Annotated in this window: 15 protein-coding genes and 5 pseudogenes; 3 read left to right on the top strand and 17 right to left on the bottom strand. The window is 41.4% G+C overall.

What is annotated here, in order from left to right:
• Positions 1-1,005 (top strand): Gfo/Idh/MocA family protein, encoded by a 1,005-nt coding sequence (locus tag C6W21_RS14395; protein ID WP_106050905.1) that lies wholly within the window; start codon positions 1-3, stop codon positions 1,003-1,005.
• Positions 1,006-1,064: 59 nt separating this feature from the next.
• Here the strand turns inward: C6W21_RS14395 and C6W21_RS14390 are convergent, their stop codons facing one another.
• From C6W21_RS14390 to C6W21_RS19475, 9 genes and pseudogenes are all read right to left on the bottom strand, one after another.
• Complete coding sequence (locus C6W21_RS14390) at positions 1,065-1,589, bottom strand: type 1 glutamine amidotransferase domain-containing protein (protein ID WP_106050904.1); 525 nt, start codon at positions 1,587-1,589, stop codon at positions 1,065-1,067.
• A 90-nt stretch (positions 1,590-1,679) separates the two neighbouring features.
• Positions 1,680-2,633, bottom strand: coding sequence for a methyl-accepting chemotaxis protein (locus C6W21_RS19510; protein ID WP_411266041.1), 954 nt, complete (start codon positions 2,631-2,633; stop codon positions 1,680-1,682).
• Positions 2,628-3,668 (bottom strand): annotated as a pseudogene (locus C6W21_RS19505) (HAMP domain-containing protein); the annotation flags it as partial. The gene C6W21_RS19510 and the pseudogene C6W21_RS19505, both read right to left, overlap by 6 nt.
• 165 nt (positions 3,669-3,833) lie before the next feature.
• Positions 3,834-4,781, bottom strand: a complete 948-nt coding sequence (locus tag C6W21_RS19500; RefSeq protein WP_411266040.1) for a methyl-accepting chemotaxis protein — start codon at positions 4,779-4,781, stop codon at positions 3,834-3,836.
• Positions 4,773-5,669 (bottom strand): annotated as a pseudogene (locus tag C6W21_RS19495) (HAMP domain-containing protein); the annotation flags it as partial. The gene C6W21_RS19500 and the pseudogene C6W21_RS19495, both read right to left, overlap by 9 nt.
• A 317-nt stretch (positions 5,670-5,986) precedes the next feature.
• Entirely contained in the window at positions 5,987-6,937 is a 951-nt protein-coding gene (locus tag C6W21_RS19490) for a methyl-accepting chemotaxis protein (RefSeq protein ID WP_411266039.1), read from the bottom strand.
• Positions 6,929-7,822, bottom strand: a pseudogene (locus C6W21_RS19485) (HAMP domain-containing protein); the annotation flags it as partial. The gene C6W21_RS19490 and the pseudogene C6W21_RS19485, both read right to left, overlap by 9 nt.
• A gap of 283 nt (positions 7,823-8,105) precedes the next feature.
• Positions 8,106-8,933, bottom strand: coding sequence for a methyl-accepting chemotaxis protein (locus C6W21_RS19480; protein ID WP_411266038.1), 828 nt, complete (start codon positions 8,931-8,933; stop codon positions 8,106-8,108).
• Between the two features lie 114 nt (positions 8,934-9,047).
• Positions 9,048-9,914, bottom strand: a pseudogene (locus C6W21_RS19475) (cache domain-containing protein); the annotation flags it as partial.
• Between the two features lie 339 nt (positions 9,915-10,253).
• Between C6W21_RS19475 and C6W21_RS14365 the strand changes: the two are divergent.
• The gene (locus C6W21_RS14365) at positions 10,254-10,994 is read left to right on the top strand and encodes a protein-glutamine gamma-glutamyltransferase (protein ID WP_106050899.1); all 741 of its coding nucleotides are present in this window, start codon (positions 10,254-10,256) and stop codon (positions 10,992-10,994) included.
• Between the two features lie 21 nt (positions 10,995-11,015).
• Here C6W21_RS14365 and C6W21_RS19275 read toward each other — a convergent pair.
• From C6W21_RS19275 to C6W21_RS14335, 6 genes and pseudogenes are all read right to left on the bottom strand, one after another.
• Positions 11,016-11,263 (bottom strand): annotated as a pseudogene (locus C6W21_RS19275) (hypothetical protein).
• A gap of 24 nt (positions 11,264-11,287) precedes the next feature.
• Positions 11,288-12,319, bottom strand: a complete 1,032-nt coding sequence (locus C6W21_RS14355; protein ID WP_106050897.1) for a nitronate monooxygenase — start codon at positions 12,317-12,319, stop codon at positions 11,288-11,290.
• A gap of 17 nt (positions 12,320-12,336) precedes the next feature.
• Positions 12,337-12,738 (bottom strand): secondary thiamine-phosphate synthase enzyme YjbQ, encoded by a 402-nt coding sequence (locus tag C6W21_RS14350; protein WP_106056551.1) that lies wholly within the window; start codon positions 12,736-12,738, stop codon positions 12,337-12,339.
• 135 nt (positions 12,739-12,873) lie between these two features.
• Positions 12,874-14,166: a hemolysin family protein gene (locus tag C6W21_RS14345; RefSeq protein ID WP_106050895.1), complete on the bottom strand. Its 1,293-nt coding sequence runs from the start codon at positions 14,164-14,166 to the stop codon at positions 12,874-12,876.
• Positions 14,167-14,214: 48 nt separating this feature from the next.
• On the bottom strand, positions 14,215-14,889 hold the full coding sequence (locus C6W21_RS14340; RefSeq protein ID WP_034660681.1) for a zinc metallopeptidase: 675 nt from the start codon (positions 14,887-14,889) through the stop codon (positions 14,215-14,217).
• Between the two features lie 81 nt (positions 14,890-14,970).
• Positions 14,971-15,195, bottom strand: a complete 225-nt coding sequence (locus C6W21_RS14335) for a YuzI family membrane protein (RefSeq protein WP_106050986.1) — start codon at positions 15,193-15,195, stop codon at positions 14,971-14,973.
• Positions 15,196-15,321: 126 nt separating this feature from the next.
• Between C6W21_RS14335 and C6W21_RS14330 the strand changes: the two genes are divergently transcribed.
• A complete protein-coding gene (locus C6W21_RS14330) occupies positions 15,322-16,308 on the top strand; it encodes a potassium channel family protein (protein WP_106050894.1) in 987 nt (328 codons plus the stop codon).
• Here C6W21_RS14330 and C6W21_RS14325 read toward each other — a convergent pair.
• Both C6W21_RS14325 and C6W21_RS14320 read right to left on the bottom strand, forming a co-directional pair.
• The gene (locus C6W21_RS14325) at positions 16,305-16,706 is read right to left on the bottom strand and encodes a YugN-like family protein (RefSeq protein ID WP_012011078.1); all 402 of its coding nucleotides are present in this window, start codon (positions 16,704-16,706) and stop codon (positions 16,305-16,307) included. The genes C6W21_RS14330 and C6W21_RS14325 overlap by 4 nt on opposite strands.
• 32 nt (positions 16,707-16,738) lie before the next feature.
• A complete protein-coding gene (locus C6W21_RS14320) occupies positions 16,739-16,957 on the bottom strand; it encodes a spore germination protein (protein ID WP_106050892.1) in 219 nt (72 codons plus the stop codon).
• Positions 16,958-17,018 lie beyond the last annotated feature (61 nt).

Genomic DNA, 17,018 nt, shown 5'->3' with positions numbered 1-17,018 from the left:
ATGATTCGATTTGCTGTCATCGGAACGAACTGGATTACAGATCGATTCTTACAGACCGGTGAAGGAGTAGCTGATTTTACATGTACAGCCGTTTATTCACGGTCCGCTGAAAAAGGCCAGGCATTTGCCGAAAAATACGGGATTGATACAGTTTTTACGAACTTACATCAAATGGCGGAAAGTGATGCGTTTGATGCCGTGTATATTGCGAGTCCAAATGCCCTTCATAAGGAGCAGGCCATGTTGATGATGGAGCACCAAAAGCACGTTTTATGCGAAAAACCATTCGCCTCTCATCGAAAAGAAGTGGAAGAGATGATTGCTGCAGCGAAAAAACATCAAGTGTGTTTGATGGAAGCGATGAAAACGACATTTCTGCCAAACTTCCTTCAAATTAAACAGCATCTTGATCAGCTCGGGCCCATTCGGCAAGTGGTCGCTCATTACTGTAAATATTCCTCAAGATACGATGCCTACCGAAATGGCGAGATTCCAAATGCGTTTAAGCCTGAATTATCCAATGGTTCTTTAATGGATATCGGTGTGTATCTTGTCTACCCGGCGATCTATTTATTTGGTCTGCCGAATCAAATCACCGCGAGAGGCTATAAGCTTTCTTCTGGTGTAGATGGGAGCGGCTCTGTCCTTTTACAATATGACGGGCATCAAGCACTTCTTTTTCATTCTAAAATTTCAACGTCTCATTTATCTGCGGAAATTCAAGGAGAGGATGCCACGATGGTGATTGATCAATTCCACCGTCCTTCGCGTATCACGATCCATGATCGTCATGGACACCAAACCGATCTCTCTCTCAAAGATGATCAGCCAGCCATGTATTATGAAATCTGTCATTTTATTGAGTGTATTCAGCAAGGAATGGGTCAGTCTCCGGTCAATACATTTGCCTTATCTGTCCAAACCATGTCCGTCATGGACGAGGCGAGAAAACAAATGGGCGTAATGTATCCTGCCGACAGACAAAATGAATGGGGCATGAAATGATGAACAAAGGGCGAACATGATGTGTAAGTTCGCCCTTTGTTTCGTTTTGGTTCAATTGTTTAAATTGCCGCTAACACATCCGCAAATGCTTTCACATATGGAGGAAGATCCGGCGGACGTCTGCTCGAGACGAGGTGACCATCTGTGACGACTGCTTCGTCAAACCAGTCCGCTCCAGCATTTGTCATATCATCTTTAATACCAGGCGTGCTTGTCACTTTTTTGCCTTGCAGGATTCCTGCTGAAATCAGCACCCAGCCGGCATGGCAAATTTGCCCAATTGGTTTCGCCTTTGCATCAAATGTACGAACGATGTCTAATACTTCTGGATAACGGCGCAGTTTATCTGGCGCCCATCCTCCAGGGACAAGCACAGCATCATATTCATCCGCTTGAATGGAATAAAAATCTGTATCAGATACGGCCGGCACACCGTATTTTCCGATGTACTCATGGTTTGCTTTTTCTCCTACAAGATGGACAGTTGCTCCTTCTTCTCTTAAACGCAAAACCGGATACCATAGCTCTAAATCTTCAAAATCATCACTGACAAACGCAATGACCTTCTTATCTAATAAACGCATAACATCTCTCCTATTCTTTCGATTTCCTCTATTGTACGAGATGACCTCTTAAAAAGAAAAGCGGTTCCCCTTGAGGAGAACCACTTGATCTTATTCGCTGATCTTGAATTTTTTAATTAAATCACGTAATTCTTCCGCCATTTGGGAAAGAGTCGTAGATGAAGAACTAATCTCTTCCATAGAAGCAAGCTGCTCTTCAGCAGATGCGGCGATATCTTGGATGCTTGCTGAACTCTCTCGTGATACATCTGCAATGTCATTCACTGCTTTAGAAATTTGCTCGGATCCTTTTGAAAGCTCGCGTACTGTTGTATTCATTTCATTGATTCTTGTTGCGATTTCCGCTGTTTGCAGATTAATTTGTGAGAAGCTTTCTTTCGTTTGATCTGTAATGGAAAGACCATTCTTCACTTCTTCATTCACTGATTTGAACATATTTTGAGATGTTTCGATTTCAGATACGATTTCTTTCACAAGCTTTTCAATCTCTTTTGCTGAATCTGATGATTGAACTGCAAGTTTACGCACTTCTTCTGCGACAACAGAGAAGCCTCTGCCTGACTCACCTGCACGTGCTGCTTCAATGGCAGCATTGAGTGCAAGTAAATTCGTTTGATCCGCAATGCCATTAATCACGCCTAGGATGTTTGTGATATCTTTTGATTTATGCTCCAGCCCGTTGATCACCCCTTCAGCTTCTTTCACTGAATGGTCGATCGTCTTCATTTGGCCAACGGTTTGCTCCACAAGCTGTCCGCCTGATTCCGCAACTGTTTTTGATTGAATAGATGACGCTGTGATGACATCAGACGTTTTTGCGACTTCGTTCAATCCTTCGTTCATTTGTTTTAAATGAGACGCACTTTGTTCCACCATTTCGCTTTGATTTTCGTTGCCGTTTGAGAATGATTCAATAGATGATGTAATATGTTCGGTTGCTTTTGTTGTTTGACCTGCACTTGCCGTCAGTTCTTCAGATGAAGAAGCCACGTTTTCTACAGATGTTTGTACAGCTTGAATAACACCTCTTAATGACTCACTCATTTCATTAAAGCTTGTGCCTAACTGTCCAATTTCATCTTTTGACCGGACATCAATTTTTTCTGTTAAATCTCCCTCACTGATCTTCTTTGAAGAAGAAACAAGTATAGAAAGTGGTTTTGTAATGGAACGGATGATCAAGAAGATCAAAATCCCGCCAATGATGAGCGCGCCAGCTAAAATAATAGCGGCCATGTTAAAGACTGGCTGTGCAGCTTCTTCTACTTCCGTTACAAACATCGTACCGACAATTTTCCAGCCAGTCGCTTTGTTTGTGGTGAACTCCATTTGCTTTTCTTTTCCTTCAAACATATAACTCATAGAACCTTCATCTTGTGAATAAAGCTTTTCTAACCATTCACCAGATAATTTTGTTCCAGCTTTTTTCGTTGGATGGGCAACAAAGGTACGATCCGGACTTCCGATAAAGGCATAGCCTTGTTTCCCAATGTTTATACTATTTGATTCTTTTACTAGATTCGCAATGTCTAAGTTCATTGCAATGACTCCTGATCCGTCCTCTAACTTTTTAGAGATTGTGACCACAAGCGTACCGGTGGAAGCTGTTGGATACGGTGCTGAAACAGACAGCTCCCCGTTTTTCGCCCAGCCGTCTTTATACCAATCCCGCTCCGTTGCGACATAGTCAGCTGGCATTTTTTTATTAGGATATCTTGAAAACACTTTGCCATCATTTGAAGCGACAAAAATGCCTTCTGTGTCATCATTCATACTCATGAACTGCTCAAAGCGTCCTTGAATATCTGTCGTGCCTTTTTGCTTGAGCTTTTTCTCCGTGATCCATTTGCTAAAGAAATCGGCTGCGTCTGTTTTCACTTTTACAACCTTCGTAATATTTTTATCTAGCTGCTCTACGTTCTCCTTGGCGCTTTGCATGATTTGATCATTTAAGGAGGTGCTCGCCGTATGATATGAAGAGAATGCCAATACAATGATTGGGCATAAGAGAATAAATAAGAAAGAGAATACGAGCTTTTTTGAAATAGATGGCTTTCTGAAATACTGTATGAATTTCATAAAAAAGAAAACTCCTTTTAGTAAGATAGTATATATATCGGAAGTACTACTAGGTTGTTTACTTTTTTAACTTATTAAAGTCTAAATAAGTCCAAAATACCCAATTTATATGCATTGAATGGAAAAACACCTGACGCCAAAACGTCAGGTGCATCCCTATATCTCTTACATTTTAAATTGTTTAATGAGCTCTCTTAGCTCTTCTGCCATCTGAGATAACGTGGCAGAGGATGAGCTGATCTCTTCCATAGATGCCAGCTGTTCTTCTGCGGATGCTGCGATATCTTGGAAGCCTGCGGAGCTTTCTCGTGAAAGCTCTTTGATTTGGTTCACCGCATGTGAAATATCATTTGAGCCATGCGAGAGTTCTTTTGCCGTTCCGTTCATTTGTTTCATTTGATCTGTCATTTCTGATGTTTTATCGGAGATTTTCTCAAAGCTGACTTTCGTTTCATCTGTAATGTTTAATCCAGATTGTACTTCACCTGCTACTTGTTTAAACATTTTCTGTGATTTTTCAATTTCCTCTACAATCTCGTTCGTCAGGCTTTCAATTTCCTTTGAAGAGCTTCCTGATTGCTCTGCCAGCTTCCGAACTTCTTCTGCAACAACAGAGAAGCCTCTGCCTGCTTCTCCTGCCCGCGCGGCTTCTATCGCAGCATTTAAAGCAAGGAGATTGGTCTGGTCAGCAATGCCGTTAATGACACCCAGAATGTTTGTAATATCCTTTGATTTCTGTTCTAAGCCTTGAATAACAAGCTCTGCTTCTTTCACAGCCTGCTCGATGGTTTGCATTTGACCTGCTGTTTTTTGAACAAGTTCTCCACCAGCCTGAGCCGTTTTGCTCGAATCAATCGACGATTCCATCATATGAGAGGTCGTATCGACCATATGGGATAAGCTGCGATCCATTTCGTTCAACTGGACTGAGCTTTTTTCGATCATATCATTTTGATGTTCAGTGCTGTTTGAGAACTGTTCAATAGATGATGTGATATGCTCAGTCGCTTGGGCTGTCTGTCCCGCACTTGCTGTTAATTCTTCAGAAGAGGACGCCACATTTTCAATGGAATTCTGAACAGCTTGAATGACTTGTTTCAGCTTTGCTGACATCTCGTTAAAGCTCTGCGCAAGCTTCCCGATTTCATCGTGTGTACGAACTTCAATATGCTGGGTCAGATCACCCTGACTGATTTTCTCAGCCGATTCAGAGAGCTCTATCAGTGGCTTTCGAATCGATTTAATCATAAAATAAATCGCGATTCCACCTATAACAATCGCAGCTGCCAGTATGATCATGGTTAAGTCGAGCACTGGCTGTGCAGCTTCTTTGACTTCGCCCATATACATTGTTCCGGCAAGCTTCCAGCCTGTTGCTTCATTTGTGTCAAAAAACATTTGCTTCGGCTGTCCATTGTATTCATATTTGAAGCTGCCTTGTTTTTTATCATACAATTTCGAGATGAAATCACCTGTCAATTTTGTCCCAGCCTTGGTTGTTTTATGGGCAACATAATGCTGATCTGCAGTCGCGACAAACGCATAGCCTTCTTTGCCAATTTTGATGCTGTTTGTATCTTTCACGATCGTGTTCAAGCGCACATTGATTCCAATCACACCAGAACCATCTGATAACTGTTCTGATATTGTGATGAACAGGTCATCTGATGACTTGTCGACAAAAGGATCTGAAATGATGAGTTTCTCATCTCCCATCGATTGTTGAAACCACGGTTCGTTTTTTGCGCTCGCTTCACTACCTTTATGAATCTTGGAATATTCGGTTAGTTTACCATTTTGATCTGCAATGAATACTTCCACCACATCTTCATCTGTTTCCGATAATTGCTCTAATTTCACCTTGAGTAGATCTTTGTTTGTAGAAGCGAATTCACTCTTTTTCACCGATTTGGATAAATAGGAAACGATATCAATTTTAGGCTGTACATCTTTATTAATGAGTTCGTTTAATTGCTGAACACCATTTGCAGCACTAGACATAATCTCATCATTGAGAGACTTTGATGCCACTTCATAAGAAAATGCTGCCAATACGAGAATTGGCACTAGGAGAATCGCTAAGAATGCAGTAATTAATTTCTTTGACATTGTAAAGTGCTTAAAAAAGTTGATTTTTTTCATGACTCTGCTCCTTTTGAATTATGATTTGTGGTCTTTCCCTTCTATTCTTAGGTAATACGTATTATTTTTCAAGACTTAATGTTCGAAAATTAATTAAAATGAGTAAATTTACCTATTTCTTTTGATTTACTCAATCAAAAAAGAGCCCTTTAGCTGAAGGGCTCTTTTCATGATGTCTATTCGACTTTAAATTTGCTGATCAAATCACGCAATTCTTCTGCCATTGATGAGAGTGTAGCAGAGGATGAGCTGATTTCTTCCATTGATGCCAGTTGTTCTTCCGCTGAAGCCGCAATGTCTTGAATGTTCGCGGAGCTTTCACGTGAGACGTCTGCAATCTCACGGACAGCCTCTGACACATGTGCAGAGCCATTTGAAAGCTGGATCACCGTTTGATTCATCGTTTGAAGCTGGTCTGAAATTTCTTTTGTCATTTCGAAAATATTGTGGAAGCTGACTCTTGTTTGTTCAGTGAAGCTTAAGCCTGATTGAACTTCTCGATTCACCGCAGTGAATACTTCCTGTGATACATCGATGTCTTGAACAATCTCTTTAATCAAATTCTCGATTTCTTTCGCCGAATTGGCTGATTGAACAGCCAGTTTTCTTACTTCTTCTGCTACAACAGAGAAGCCTCTGCCAGATTCCCCAGCTCTTGCTGCCTCGATTGCTGCATTTAGCGCAAGTAAATTCGTTTGGTCGGCGATTCCATTGATAACACCTAGAATTTGTGTAATGTCTTTTGATTTACTTTCAAGAGCGCTGATGACATTCTCTGCTTTTTTCACGGACTGATCAATCACATTCATTTGAGAAGCGGTTTTTTCCACAAGCTGTCCGCCTTCCCCTGCGATATCTGTTGATTTGATCGATGAAGCAGTAATGGATTCAGCCGACTCATTCATGTGCTGAAGGCCTCGGTTCATTTCCTCTAACTCGTCTGAGCTGGATTCGACTTTGTCATTTTGACTTTCATTTCCATTGGAGAATTGTTCAATGGCTAGTGTAATATGCTCTGTTGCTTTACTTGTTTGCCCTGCGCTGGCGGTCAGTTCTTCTGATGAAGAAGCGACATTTTCGACTGAGGCTTGAACGGCACCAATGAGGGCTCTTAATGAGTCGATCATTGTATTAAAGCCTTTCCCCACTTGGCCAATTTCGTCGTCTGATTGGATCTCAAGCTTATCGCGTAAATCACCTTCGCTGACTTTTTTCGAGAAGCGGGCAAGATTGGATAATCTTTTAGATATAGAGCGGACGATAAAGAAGATGAGGGTACCTGCTACGATAAGTGTCACACTGAACACAATAATGGCTGTATTGAAAACGGGCTTTGCTGCATCTTCTACTTCTGATACGAGCATCGTTCCACCGATTTTCCAGCCGGTTAATTCATTGGTCACATACGCAACCTTTTTATCTATTCCTTTGAGTGTGTAGCTGCCGTTTCCTTCTTTGTTTTTAAAAATAATATTCGCCAGATTTTCATTGACCTGACTTCCTGGCTTTTGGGTCGGATCTGCTAAAACTGTTTTATCCTTCTCCATAATAAAGGCATAGCCTTTTTGCCCAATTTTGATTTCTTTTAACTTTTGAAGCAGGGTGTCAATTTCCATATCAATTCCAATAACACCTGAACCATCTTTCATTTTTTGAGTAATGGTGATCACCATTTTGCCTGTGGAGGCTGCTACATATGGTTTTGTGATGACTTGTTTACCGTTTTCTGCATTGAGCGCTTCTTGATACCACGGACGCTCTCTTGGATCGTAGCCATCAGGCATCTTTTGAACAGGATATTGCATAAACAATCCTTTTTCGGAGCCTGCATAGATAGCAGAAACATCTTTTTCATTAATTTTTCCAAATTGCTGCAATTCTTTAATGATCGCATTTCTATTTTTTTCTTGAAGATTAGACGCTTTGAGTGAGTCTGTAAACAGGGCCACAGCATCTGCTTTATTTCCTATATTCTCATTGATTAAGGTATCAAATGCATTGACTTGACTCATTGCACTGCCCATAATCTGTTTGTCTAGCTCTGTCTTTGATGTAAAAAACGCACTAATTGTCAGTGCAGTAGTTGGCAGGATAAGGACTACCAAAAAGGCAATAATTAATTTTTTTGAAATGGATGGTTTTTTTAACCATTGAATCATTTTCCCCATTTTTTTCTTTCCCCCTTTACTTCTCTAAAGTTATTATCGGATGAAAGGTTTATTTTTACAGGCTAGAAACGATGTTTAAACATAAAAAAAAATACCCAGACAATTTTGGGTATTTTTTCATCATTTTTTAATCAATTTTAAATTGACTTGTGAGTTCTTTTAGTTCCTCTGCCATGTTAGCAAGTGTCACTGAAGAAGATGAGATTTCTTCCATAGATGCCAGCTGCTCTTCAGCAGAAGCCGCAATGTCCTGAATGTTTGCCGCACTTTCTCTTGAGACTTGGCGCATCTCCTGCATAGCTTGTGAAACTAGCTTTGAACCGCTCGATAGATCAATGGCTGTATCGTTTAATTGAGTCAGTTTTTTCGACATTCCTTCTGCCGCCTCATAAATGTTCTGGAAGCTTTCTTTTGCCTCTTCTGTCATGCCGAGTCCTGCATTTACTTCTCGATTGACCGCTTTGAACATATCTTGAGATTTAGCAATTTCTAACACAATTTCTTGAATCAGCTTTTCAATTTCTTTCGCTGAATCTGCGGATTGGACAGCTAGTTTTCTCACTTCCTCTGCAACAACGGAGAAGCCACGCCCTGATTCACCCGCTCTTGCTGCTTCGATTGCTGCATTAAGCGCAAGTAAATTCGTTTGATCCGCAATGCCGTTAATGACATTTAAAATGCTCGTAATATCTTTAGACTTGTATTCTAATTGCTTCATGACTTGTTCTGCTTCTTGTACAGATGTATCAATATGTTTCATTTGGCTCGCTGTGCTTTCAACAATGCGTCCGCCTTGACCAGCAGCCTCCGTCGATTGAAGTGAGACAGTAGCCACTTCTGATGAAGTATGTGACATGCCTTGTAGTCCTTCATTCATCGCCACAAGCTGATTCGTACTAGATTCGACTTTCTCGTTTTGTGCTTCATTTCCATTTGAAAATTGTTCAATCGACATCGTGATATGCTCTGTTGCTTGACTCGTTTGGCTGGCACTTGCGGTCAGCTCCTCTGAAGCCGAAGCCACATTGTCGACAGATTGTTGTACAGCTCGAATGACTTCACGAAGGGATTCACTCATCTTGCTAAAGCTTCTTGTCAGATCCCCTATTTCATCCTTCGATTTGGTTTCAAGGGTTTCGGTTAAATCGCCTTCACTCACTTTGTTTGAGAAATCAACAAGCTTTCGAAGTCCAATTGTGATGGAGCGAACGATAAAGAAGATTGCAACGCCGCCAAGGATAAATGAAGAAATTAAAAGAATAATGGCAGAATTCCAAACTGGCTGTGCTGCTTCTTCTGTTTCTGATACAAACATCGTTCCAGCAATTTTCCAACCTGTTAAATCATTTGTCACAAAAACGAGACGTTTTTGTTCTCCTTTATTCTCATAAGTTGATGTTCCTTCTTTTCCGCTGTAAAGGATAGATGAAATATTTTCAGTGACCTTAGATCCTGACTTTTCTTCTGGATGAGCCACAATTTGTTTGTTTTTATTTGCAATAATTGGATAACCTTCTCGTCCAATTTTAATTTCCTTTATTTTATCAACAATGTCCTGAACATCGATATCGATCCCGATCGCTCCCGACCCGTCCTTCAGGCGCTGGGCAATCGTGACAACCATGCCGTTTGTTGTGGCAGAGATGTATGGATTGGTAACAACTGGATTACCACTGTCATCCTGCATAGCTAGTTGATACCAATCGCGCGTTGTTGGATCATAGCCTTTTGGCATGTCTACTTTAGGAAACTGAATGAAATCACGCTTTTTACTTGCTGCATAAAACCCAACCACATCATCTTCATTGATTTTGCTGTATATCTCAAAATGCTCATAAAGTTCATGCTGATTTTTCTTTTTAAAGTCGTCTGCAGTGGACGTTTCGGTAAAGAGTTTCACCGCGTTTTCTTTGTTCAAAAGCTTTTGCTCGATCATGTCATTCAACTCATTGACTCTTGCATTCGCTCCGTACATGATTTCATGATCTAATTCTTCTTTGGCAATCTGATATGAAATCGTACTGAGTGTAATAATTGGCAAAACGAGAACGAGCGTGAATGAAATAATCAGTCTCTTGGAAATCGATGGTTTTTTCAACCATTTTATTGCATTTTTCATGTTTTTCCTCCTTTTAAACGATATGTTATATATCGGACAGCTTTATATTATTTTCATGTTTTTCAAATAAAAAGGATGCCTTTTTATATATTTTCACAAATTGATTCCTTGCCCAAGCACCCTGCATACGCTAATACAAGAGGGGGCGCTTTTCATATGATTATCCTTTCAGGACAGCCAGTGACAAATGAGCAGCTGGCTTCATTTCAGCTAGAGGGACAAAAGCGGATCATTTTGATGCAGTTACAAGCATCAAATGATACGTTCCGCTACAGGCAAGCATCTGATTTGTTATTTGAGGTCACATTGAGATCGAACATTATGAATGCTGCAAGAGATTTGCATAAAAGTGGTGCCTCATTTGCCATCTTCCAAAGGTCTCGTGCAAATGATGCCTTTTGGCGTGTATCGGAAGCAGGAGCACTAGAGCTGCGCTATCAAGTCGAACCATCTAGAGGAATTAAAGACATTTTTGAAAATGGCTCGCAATATGCATTTGAATGTGCTACCGCCATTGTCATCGTGTTTTATATGGGGGTCTTGCAAACGGTAGGAGACGAGAAGTTTAACCGAAGGCTTCGCAGCTTAACCCTGTATGACTGGCATTATGATACATTGTCGATTTATACAGAGCGCGGGAATGACTTTATCTATGGGGATTGCTTATATTTCGAGAATCCAGAGTTTAGCTATCAGCAGTCACAGTGGCGCGGGGAAAATGTGATTTACTTAGGAGAAGATCAATATTACGGACATGGACTTGGGATTTTAACAGCGGCAGAAATGATCGACAAATTGAATAAGAGAAGGCGGCCAGGTGCTGTTCAATCTGCTTATCTATTGCCGCAGACCACTCGGATGGATGTGATTTATCTCAGGCAAATGTTTGGCAGCTAAAAAAAGCCTCTTGTCTATTGGTTATGACAAGGGGCTTTTGTATGCCTTGCGTTTACGATAATCTTGCAACGTGCCTAGCATCGTGTTCACAAGGATCTCCATTTTTTCTAAATCTTTTCTTGTAACCGGCGGATCATGCCGGCTCCATTTTACGTAACGAACAAAATAGTAATGACGAATGGGCGTAAGGACAGCAGGAGAGTGCGGAAATTCATCAAACCAAAATTCAATTTGTCCTTTTTTTGGTATGAATGTTTTAAGATGTCCATCCTGTCACACCACCCAACATGATTTTATATGTGCGTCAGTTCGTGCATGATCTCTTCAACGGTTAAAATCGAGTGAATACGGCCAACGCCCTGTCCTGCCCAAAGAGCCATTTGATCCGGGTTTACCGCGGCAGCGGCTGCTTTTCGCATCGGCGTCGTCCATACATGCTGAACCGGATAAGGAAGAACCCTATCTTCATTCTGTCTTTCTTCCTCCATCCACTGATTCACAATACCTCTTGCTCTTTTCCCAGAAAAAAGCCTCGTGATCTTTGTTTCACTGCTTTCTGCCTGTAAAATCGCCTTTTTGTATACGTCTGCCGCAGCACTTTCCTGGCTGGCTAAAAATCGTGTGCCGATTTGAACCGCATCCGCTCCAAGCGCTAGAGCGGCTTCCACGCCTGCTCGATCTGTGATCCCGCCTGCGGCGATCAATGGCACATGACAGAGCGTCTTGACGTCAGAGATCAGACTAAAGAGTCCCATCAGGGCATCTCCTTTTGCAGGTAAAAAGGTACCTCGGTGACCCCCTGCTTCACTTCCTTGCAGAACAATGGCATCCATCCCTTTTTCCTCTAAAAGCAGTGCTTCCTCTTTTGTTGTGGCGGTTCCAATTAAAAAGACCCCCTTTTGTTTTAAGCGATGTATCGTTTGTTCATTTGGACAAGCGAAGGTAAAGGAAACAACCGGTACGTCTTCATCCAAAAGAATGTCGATTTTCTGTTCAAAATCATTCCACAATTCCTCTTCGCTCGGCAGCCTATCAGCGGCTGGTCGTGCAGGCAGTCTCTTCTCCCAAAATGCCACATCCTCTTTTTTGACTTCAGGAATTGGCTCTGGTACAAATACATTGACCTGAAACAGGCAAGTTGTCAGCTGTTTGACCTGTCTAATCTGCTTCCTCAAATTGTCAGGTTGCACATATCCACTTGCCAAACTGCCAAGTCCCCCGTACTGTGAAACAGCGGCTGCCAGCTGAGGTGTCACGGCACCTCCTGCCATTGGCGCTTGAATAATCCCATATTTGATTTGCAGTAATTTCGTAATATCCCCCATTATTTTCCCCTCATCTCTTACTCGTTTGATGACACCTGTATATAAAAATGGCGATGTCTCGGCCCGTCAAACTCACAGAAATAGATTCCCTGCCATGTGCCAAGTACAAGATCACCATGATTGATGAGAATATGCTGTGAGGCACCCATATAGCTCGCTTTCATATGTGCGGCTGTATTTCCTTCCATATGGCGGTCCTTCGGATGTTCCCACGGAAAGACTTCATCAAGCCGGCGGAGCATATCTCTTTTCACATCTGGGTCCGCATTTTCATTAATGGTCATCCCTGCTGTCGTATGAGGACAGTAGACGATGACGGTTCCGTTTTGAACACCAGTTTCCTTGACATATTGATGAACCTCGTTCGTCACGTCGATCATCTCATCGCGTCTGTATGTTTGTACATTGATTTTTTTCATATGAGCGGCTCCTTTTTGTCATTTGTATAAGACCATACCCTTTTTATGTGAAACAAATCACTGCTTATCGGCAGAAGGCATTCTCTCACCTAAAGTTTACCAAGTAAAAAAACCTCGTCAAGCGTTACGAGGTTTTTAGAAAAAGTGGACCTTTTTGATTTCAATGGTCCGAATATGATGGTCTTCTGCATCTATGATGGTAAATTCACAGCCTTCTGCTTCAATCGTATCTCCAATCTCAAAATCAAATTTATGTGTCATCATCCAGCCAGCAATTGTATCAACATCATCATTTTCAATGGCTAAATCCAATAAATCATTTACTTCATCAATCAAGGCTTTCCCATCCATTACATAGTGGAAGTCATCTTTTTTGACGATGTGAGGTGTTTCATCCTGATCATATTCATCCCGTATTTCGCCCACGATTTCCTCTAAAATGTCCTCCACTGTGACAAGTCCGGCTGTTCCTCCATATTCGTCTACGAGCACTGACATATGAATTCGTTCCTTTTGCATCAAAATGAGCAATTCTTGAACAGGAGTACTTTCAATCACCCGAATCACCGGACGCATTAAGTCTTCAATCGTCACATCTTGATTCAGGAAACTCGCCTTAAACACATCTTTGCTATTGATAACACCAATCACATGATCTTTGTCTTCTTTAATGACAGGATAACGTGTGTACCTTTCGTTCAGCATATAATGCGTCATGTCTTCAAGCGTCTGTTCAATCTCTATGGCTGAAATTTCTGTACGAGGGATCATGATCTCTCTCGCCACCCGATTATCAAATTCAAAGATTTTATTCACATATTTGTACTCAGATTGGTTAATCTCGCCCTTTTCATAGCTTTCAGATAAAATGAGACGCAATTCTTCCTCACTGATCGCCACTTCATGTTCTTTGACAGAATGAAAACCGAATAATTTCACAATGCCTCTCGCCGCCCCATTTAATGCTTTAATAAACGGGTACATGACTTTATAGAAAAAGATGAGTGGCTTTGCTGTCACAAGGCTGACCGCCTCTGCCTTTTGAATGGCAATCGTTTTAGGCGCCAGTTCTCCCACAACGACATGTAAAAACGTAATGATCACAAATGCGATGATAAACGATAGGATGTCGGTTAATGCGGAATGAAGCCCTAATTCCTCAAACAGCGGATGCAGAAAATGCTCCACCGTCGGCTCTCCCAGCCACCCTAAGCCTAAAGCGGTGATGGTAATGCCGAGTTGACAGGCGGATAAATATTCGTCGAGATTTGATATGAGCTTTTGTACGTGGATGGCTCTCTTATCCCCGCTTTCAATCAGCTGATTGATTTTAGAGCCTCTAATTTTCACAATCGCAAATTCAGTGACAACAAAAAATGCTGTCGCAGCAATGAGTAATATGACTAAAAATACGTTTAAAATATACAAAAAAACCCTTACCTAACAATGGTAAGGGCTCACCTCCTCTGGCATCAATTAATCATTACGGCCATTTAGGAAGATCATTACAAAACGGAGCAATTCAAACAAGGAGACAAGGGCCGCTGCGACGTACGTAAGAGCTGCAGCATTTAACACCTTGTTCACGCCTCTTTCTTCACTGCTTCTAATGATTCCTTCTGAAACAATGATATCTTTTGCACGAGAACTTGCATTAAACTCGACAGGCAATGTCACAAGCTGAAAAAACACAGCCGCTGAGAACAAAATGATCCCAAGCCCGATTAAGTTAAGGCTGCCAAGCAAGATTCCTCCAAGGAAAAGAAGAGGGGCAACACCAGATGCAAAGTTCACGACAGGAAAGATCTTATGTCTCAAAACAAGCGCACCATAGGATTCCTGATGCTGCAAGGCATGTCCAACCTCGTGTGATGCGACTGAAATGGCCGATATGGAATGGCCGTAGTACACAGGTTCAGATAAGCGAACCACACGCTGCGTAGGGTCGTAATGATCAGTCAAAGTTCCTCTTACCGGTTCAACAGGCACGTCGTATAACCCGTTGCGATCTAAAATATATCGAGCGGTTTCCGCACCTGTTTTCATACTAGATGCTTCAACCTTTGAATACTTTTCAAAATTATTCTTTACTTTAAATTGTGCCCAAAATGATAATCCCAATGCGGCAAATGTTAAAAAATAAAAAAACAGCATGCTCATCAGCTTCCTTTTTATTTTATATATTTATTTACAATTTTAATGACTTTTATGTAACGTGTACAGAAAAAAGCACTAGGTCTTTTTAAGGGGAACAACTGCGCCAATAAAAAAGAAGAACACACCTAAGCATGCTGTATAAAAGGTCACCGTTCCGTATAGGTCTTGAAAAAAGTGCAGCCATGAAAAATCATTCATAAAATGATTGACAGTATTCAAGTCAAACACAAGTAAAATGACAGCTGATGATAAAAAGTGCGCACCGATAAAAAGAAGTACGGTCTTTTGAACGAACGACATTCGAATTCCCTCCTTCTTCTCTTTTATTTTAAGATATGGGATCTGTTTCAATACATGACGAAGATGAAAAAATGTTTCCTCAATCGGGCATACTGACATTAGCAGTCTCCTGAAAGGAAGAGTCCAATGAAATCAAATCGTATCTTTATCGCTTGGCTAAGGTGGCCACTGTATCTTCGAATTGCCATCATCATCTGTTTCTTGCTTCTCTTTTTTGGACAATTAATCGTTTTACTTGAACCGAAGCAGTATCATACGATCTTTGATGGGATCTGGTGGGCCCTCATTACAGTCGCAACGGTCGGCTACGGTGATTTTGTGCCGCAAACCATGCCCGGACAAATCGCAGGTATGGCGCTGATTCTGATCGGGGCAAGCTTTGTCACGGCTTATTTTGCCACACTTGCCGCCGCTGTGTTCAGCAAGCAGCACCATTATGTAGAAGGAAAGGTCTCCTTTAAAGGGAAAGGACATCTCATTATCGTCGGCTGGAATGAGAAAACGAACAAACTGCTTCAGTCGTTTCAAACAATTGATCCAGCTATGACGATTGTGCTGATTGATGACTCCTTGAAGGAAGGGCCGCTTTTAGAGAATGTTCATTTTATTAAAGGACATGGCACCGAAGATGTCACACTTCGCAAAGCCAATATTACCGGTGCAGATGCACTGATGATTACCGCAGATCAGCACGAAAATGAAGTGACAGCTGATATGCAGAGTGTTTTAACATTACTTGCAGCAAAAGGATTAAACCCTTCACTATACTGTTTAATTGAAATCTTAACAGATCGTTACGTGAAAAATGCCGAGCGTGCTGGCGCCAATCAAGTCATTCATACCTCTGATGCAGTCAATCATTTAATGGTTGAACATTTTCTTTTAAAAGAACAGTTCAAAGCGTTAAAGAAAAAACGACATATGACCTTGCATAAACACGTCACCATCATACCGGTTCCAGCTTCGTTAGCCGGAGAAACATTCTTAACAGCGCTCCACCACTTTTTAGAGCATCATGTGATCATTGTCGGTGTACAAAAAAAAGAAGGACCCATGATGAATCCTCCCTTTGGCTATGAGCTTCATGCAGAGGATGAACTGATCAGCCTTTAAAGCAGTGCGTCTTCTAATTCCTTGACGAGTGAAAAGCCAATCTCAGTATAAGCTTTTGATACATCTCCATCTTTCTCTTTTGGTTCTTGGAATTGGTTAAAGGATGCTCCCACATTTCCAACCATCGCATGATCATCTAACTTATCTTGATATACATGCTTTAAGAGAAATGGATCTCCCAGTTTCACCACAACGCCTGGCTGATCCAGCTGGCCTTTTTCGGCTGTAAAAGGAACTCTGAGAAAGGTATAGCCATCACGGTTATCAATTTTATAATCAAAATACCCGTGATCATAATCCCAGTTGCCATTAATGACATAACCGAGCGGCTTCATGGTCTCTTCTAAATGGTAAAGTGAAAAGCTTTCACCAGGCAGCCTGGATGGTACATGAATCATACGAAACCCTCCTTTTTGTATAATAGGGTTCGTTAAAGAGAGGAATTCATACATCTGCCTCTCGTGATTTGTACATTGTTTGTAAAAGCGGCATCAAATAAGCTTTGATTGAATGATTGATTCGTCTCGTTCCCACTGCCAGCGCCTTCTGTATCCTTCACAGCACTCTTAGGACAAATACGTCCGACATTGCCAAAATTGACGATTGCCTGACCAGAAATATCATGAATGTAAATATGATTCGTTCTCATGTTTCACCCTCCTCCACTCATTATTCTATGTGCAGAACATAGGGGGGCTTGCACAGGAACC

The organism is Bacillus sp. NMCN1 (assembly GCF_002998085.1).
GTDB lineage: Bacteria > Bacillota > Bacilli > Bacillales > Bacillaceae > Bacillus.
The sequence above is the reverse complement of the archived record's forward strand: the minus strand, read 5'-3'. Positions and strand labels throughout refer to the sequence as shown.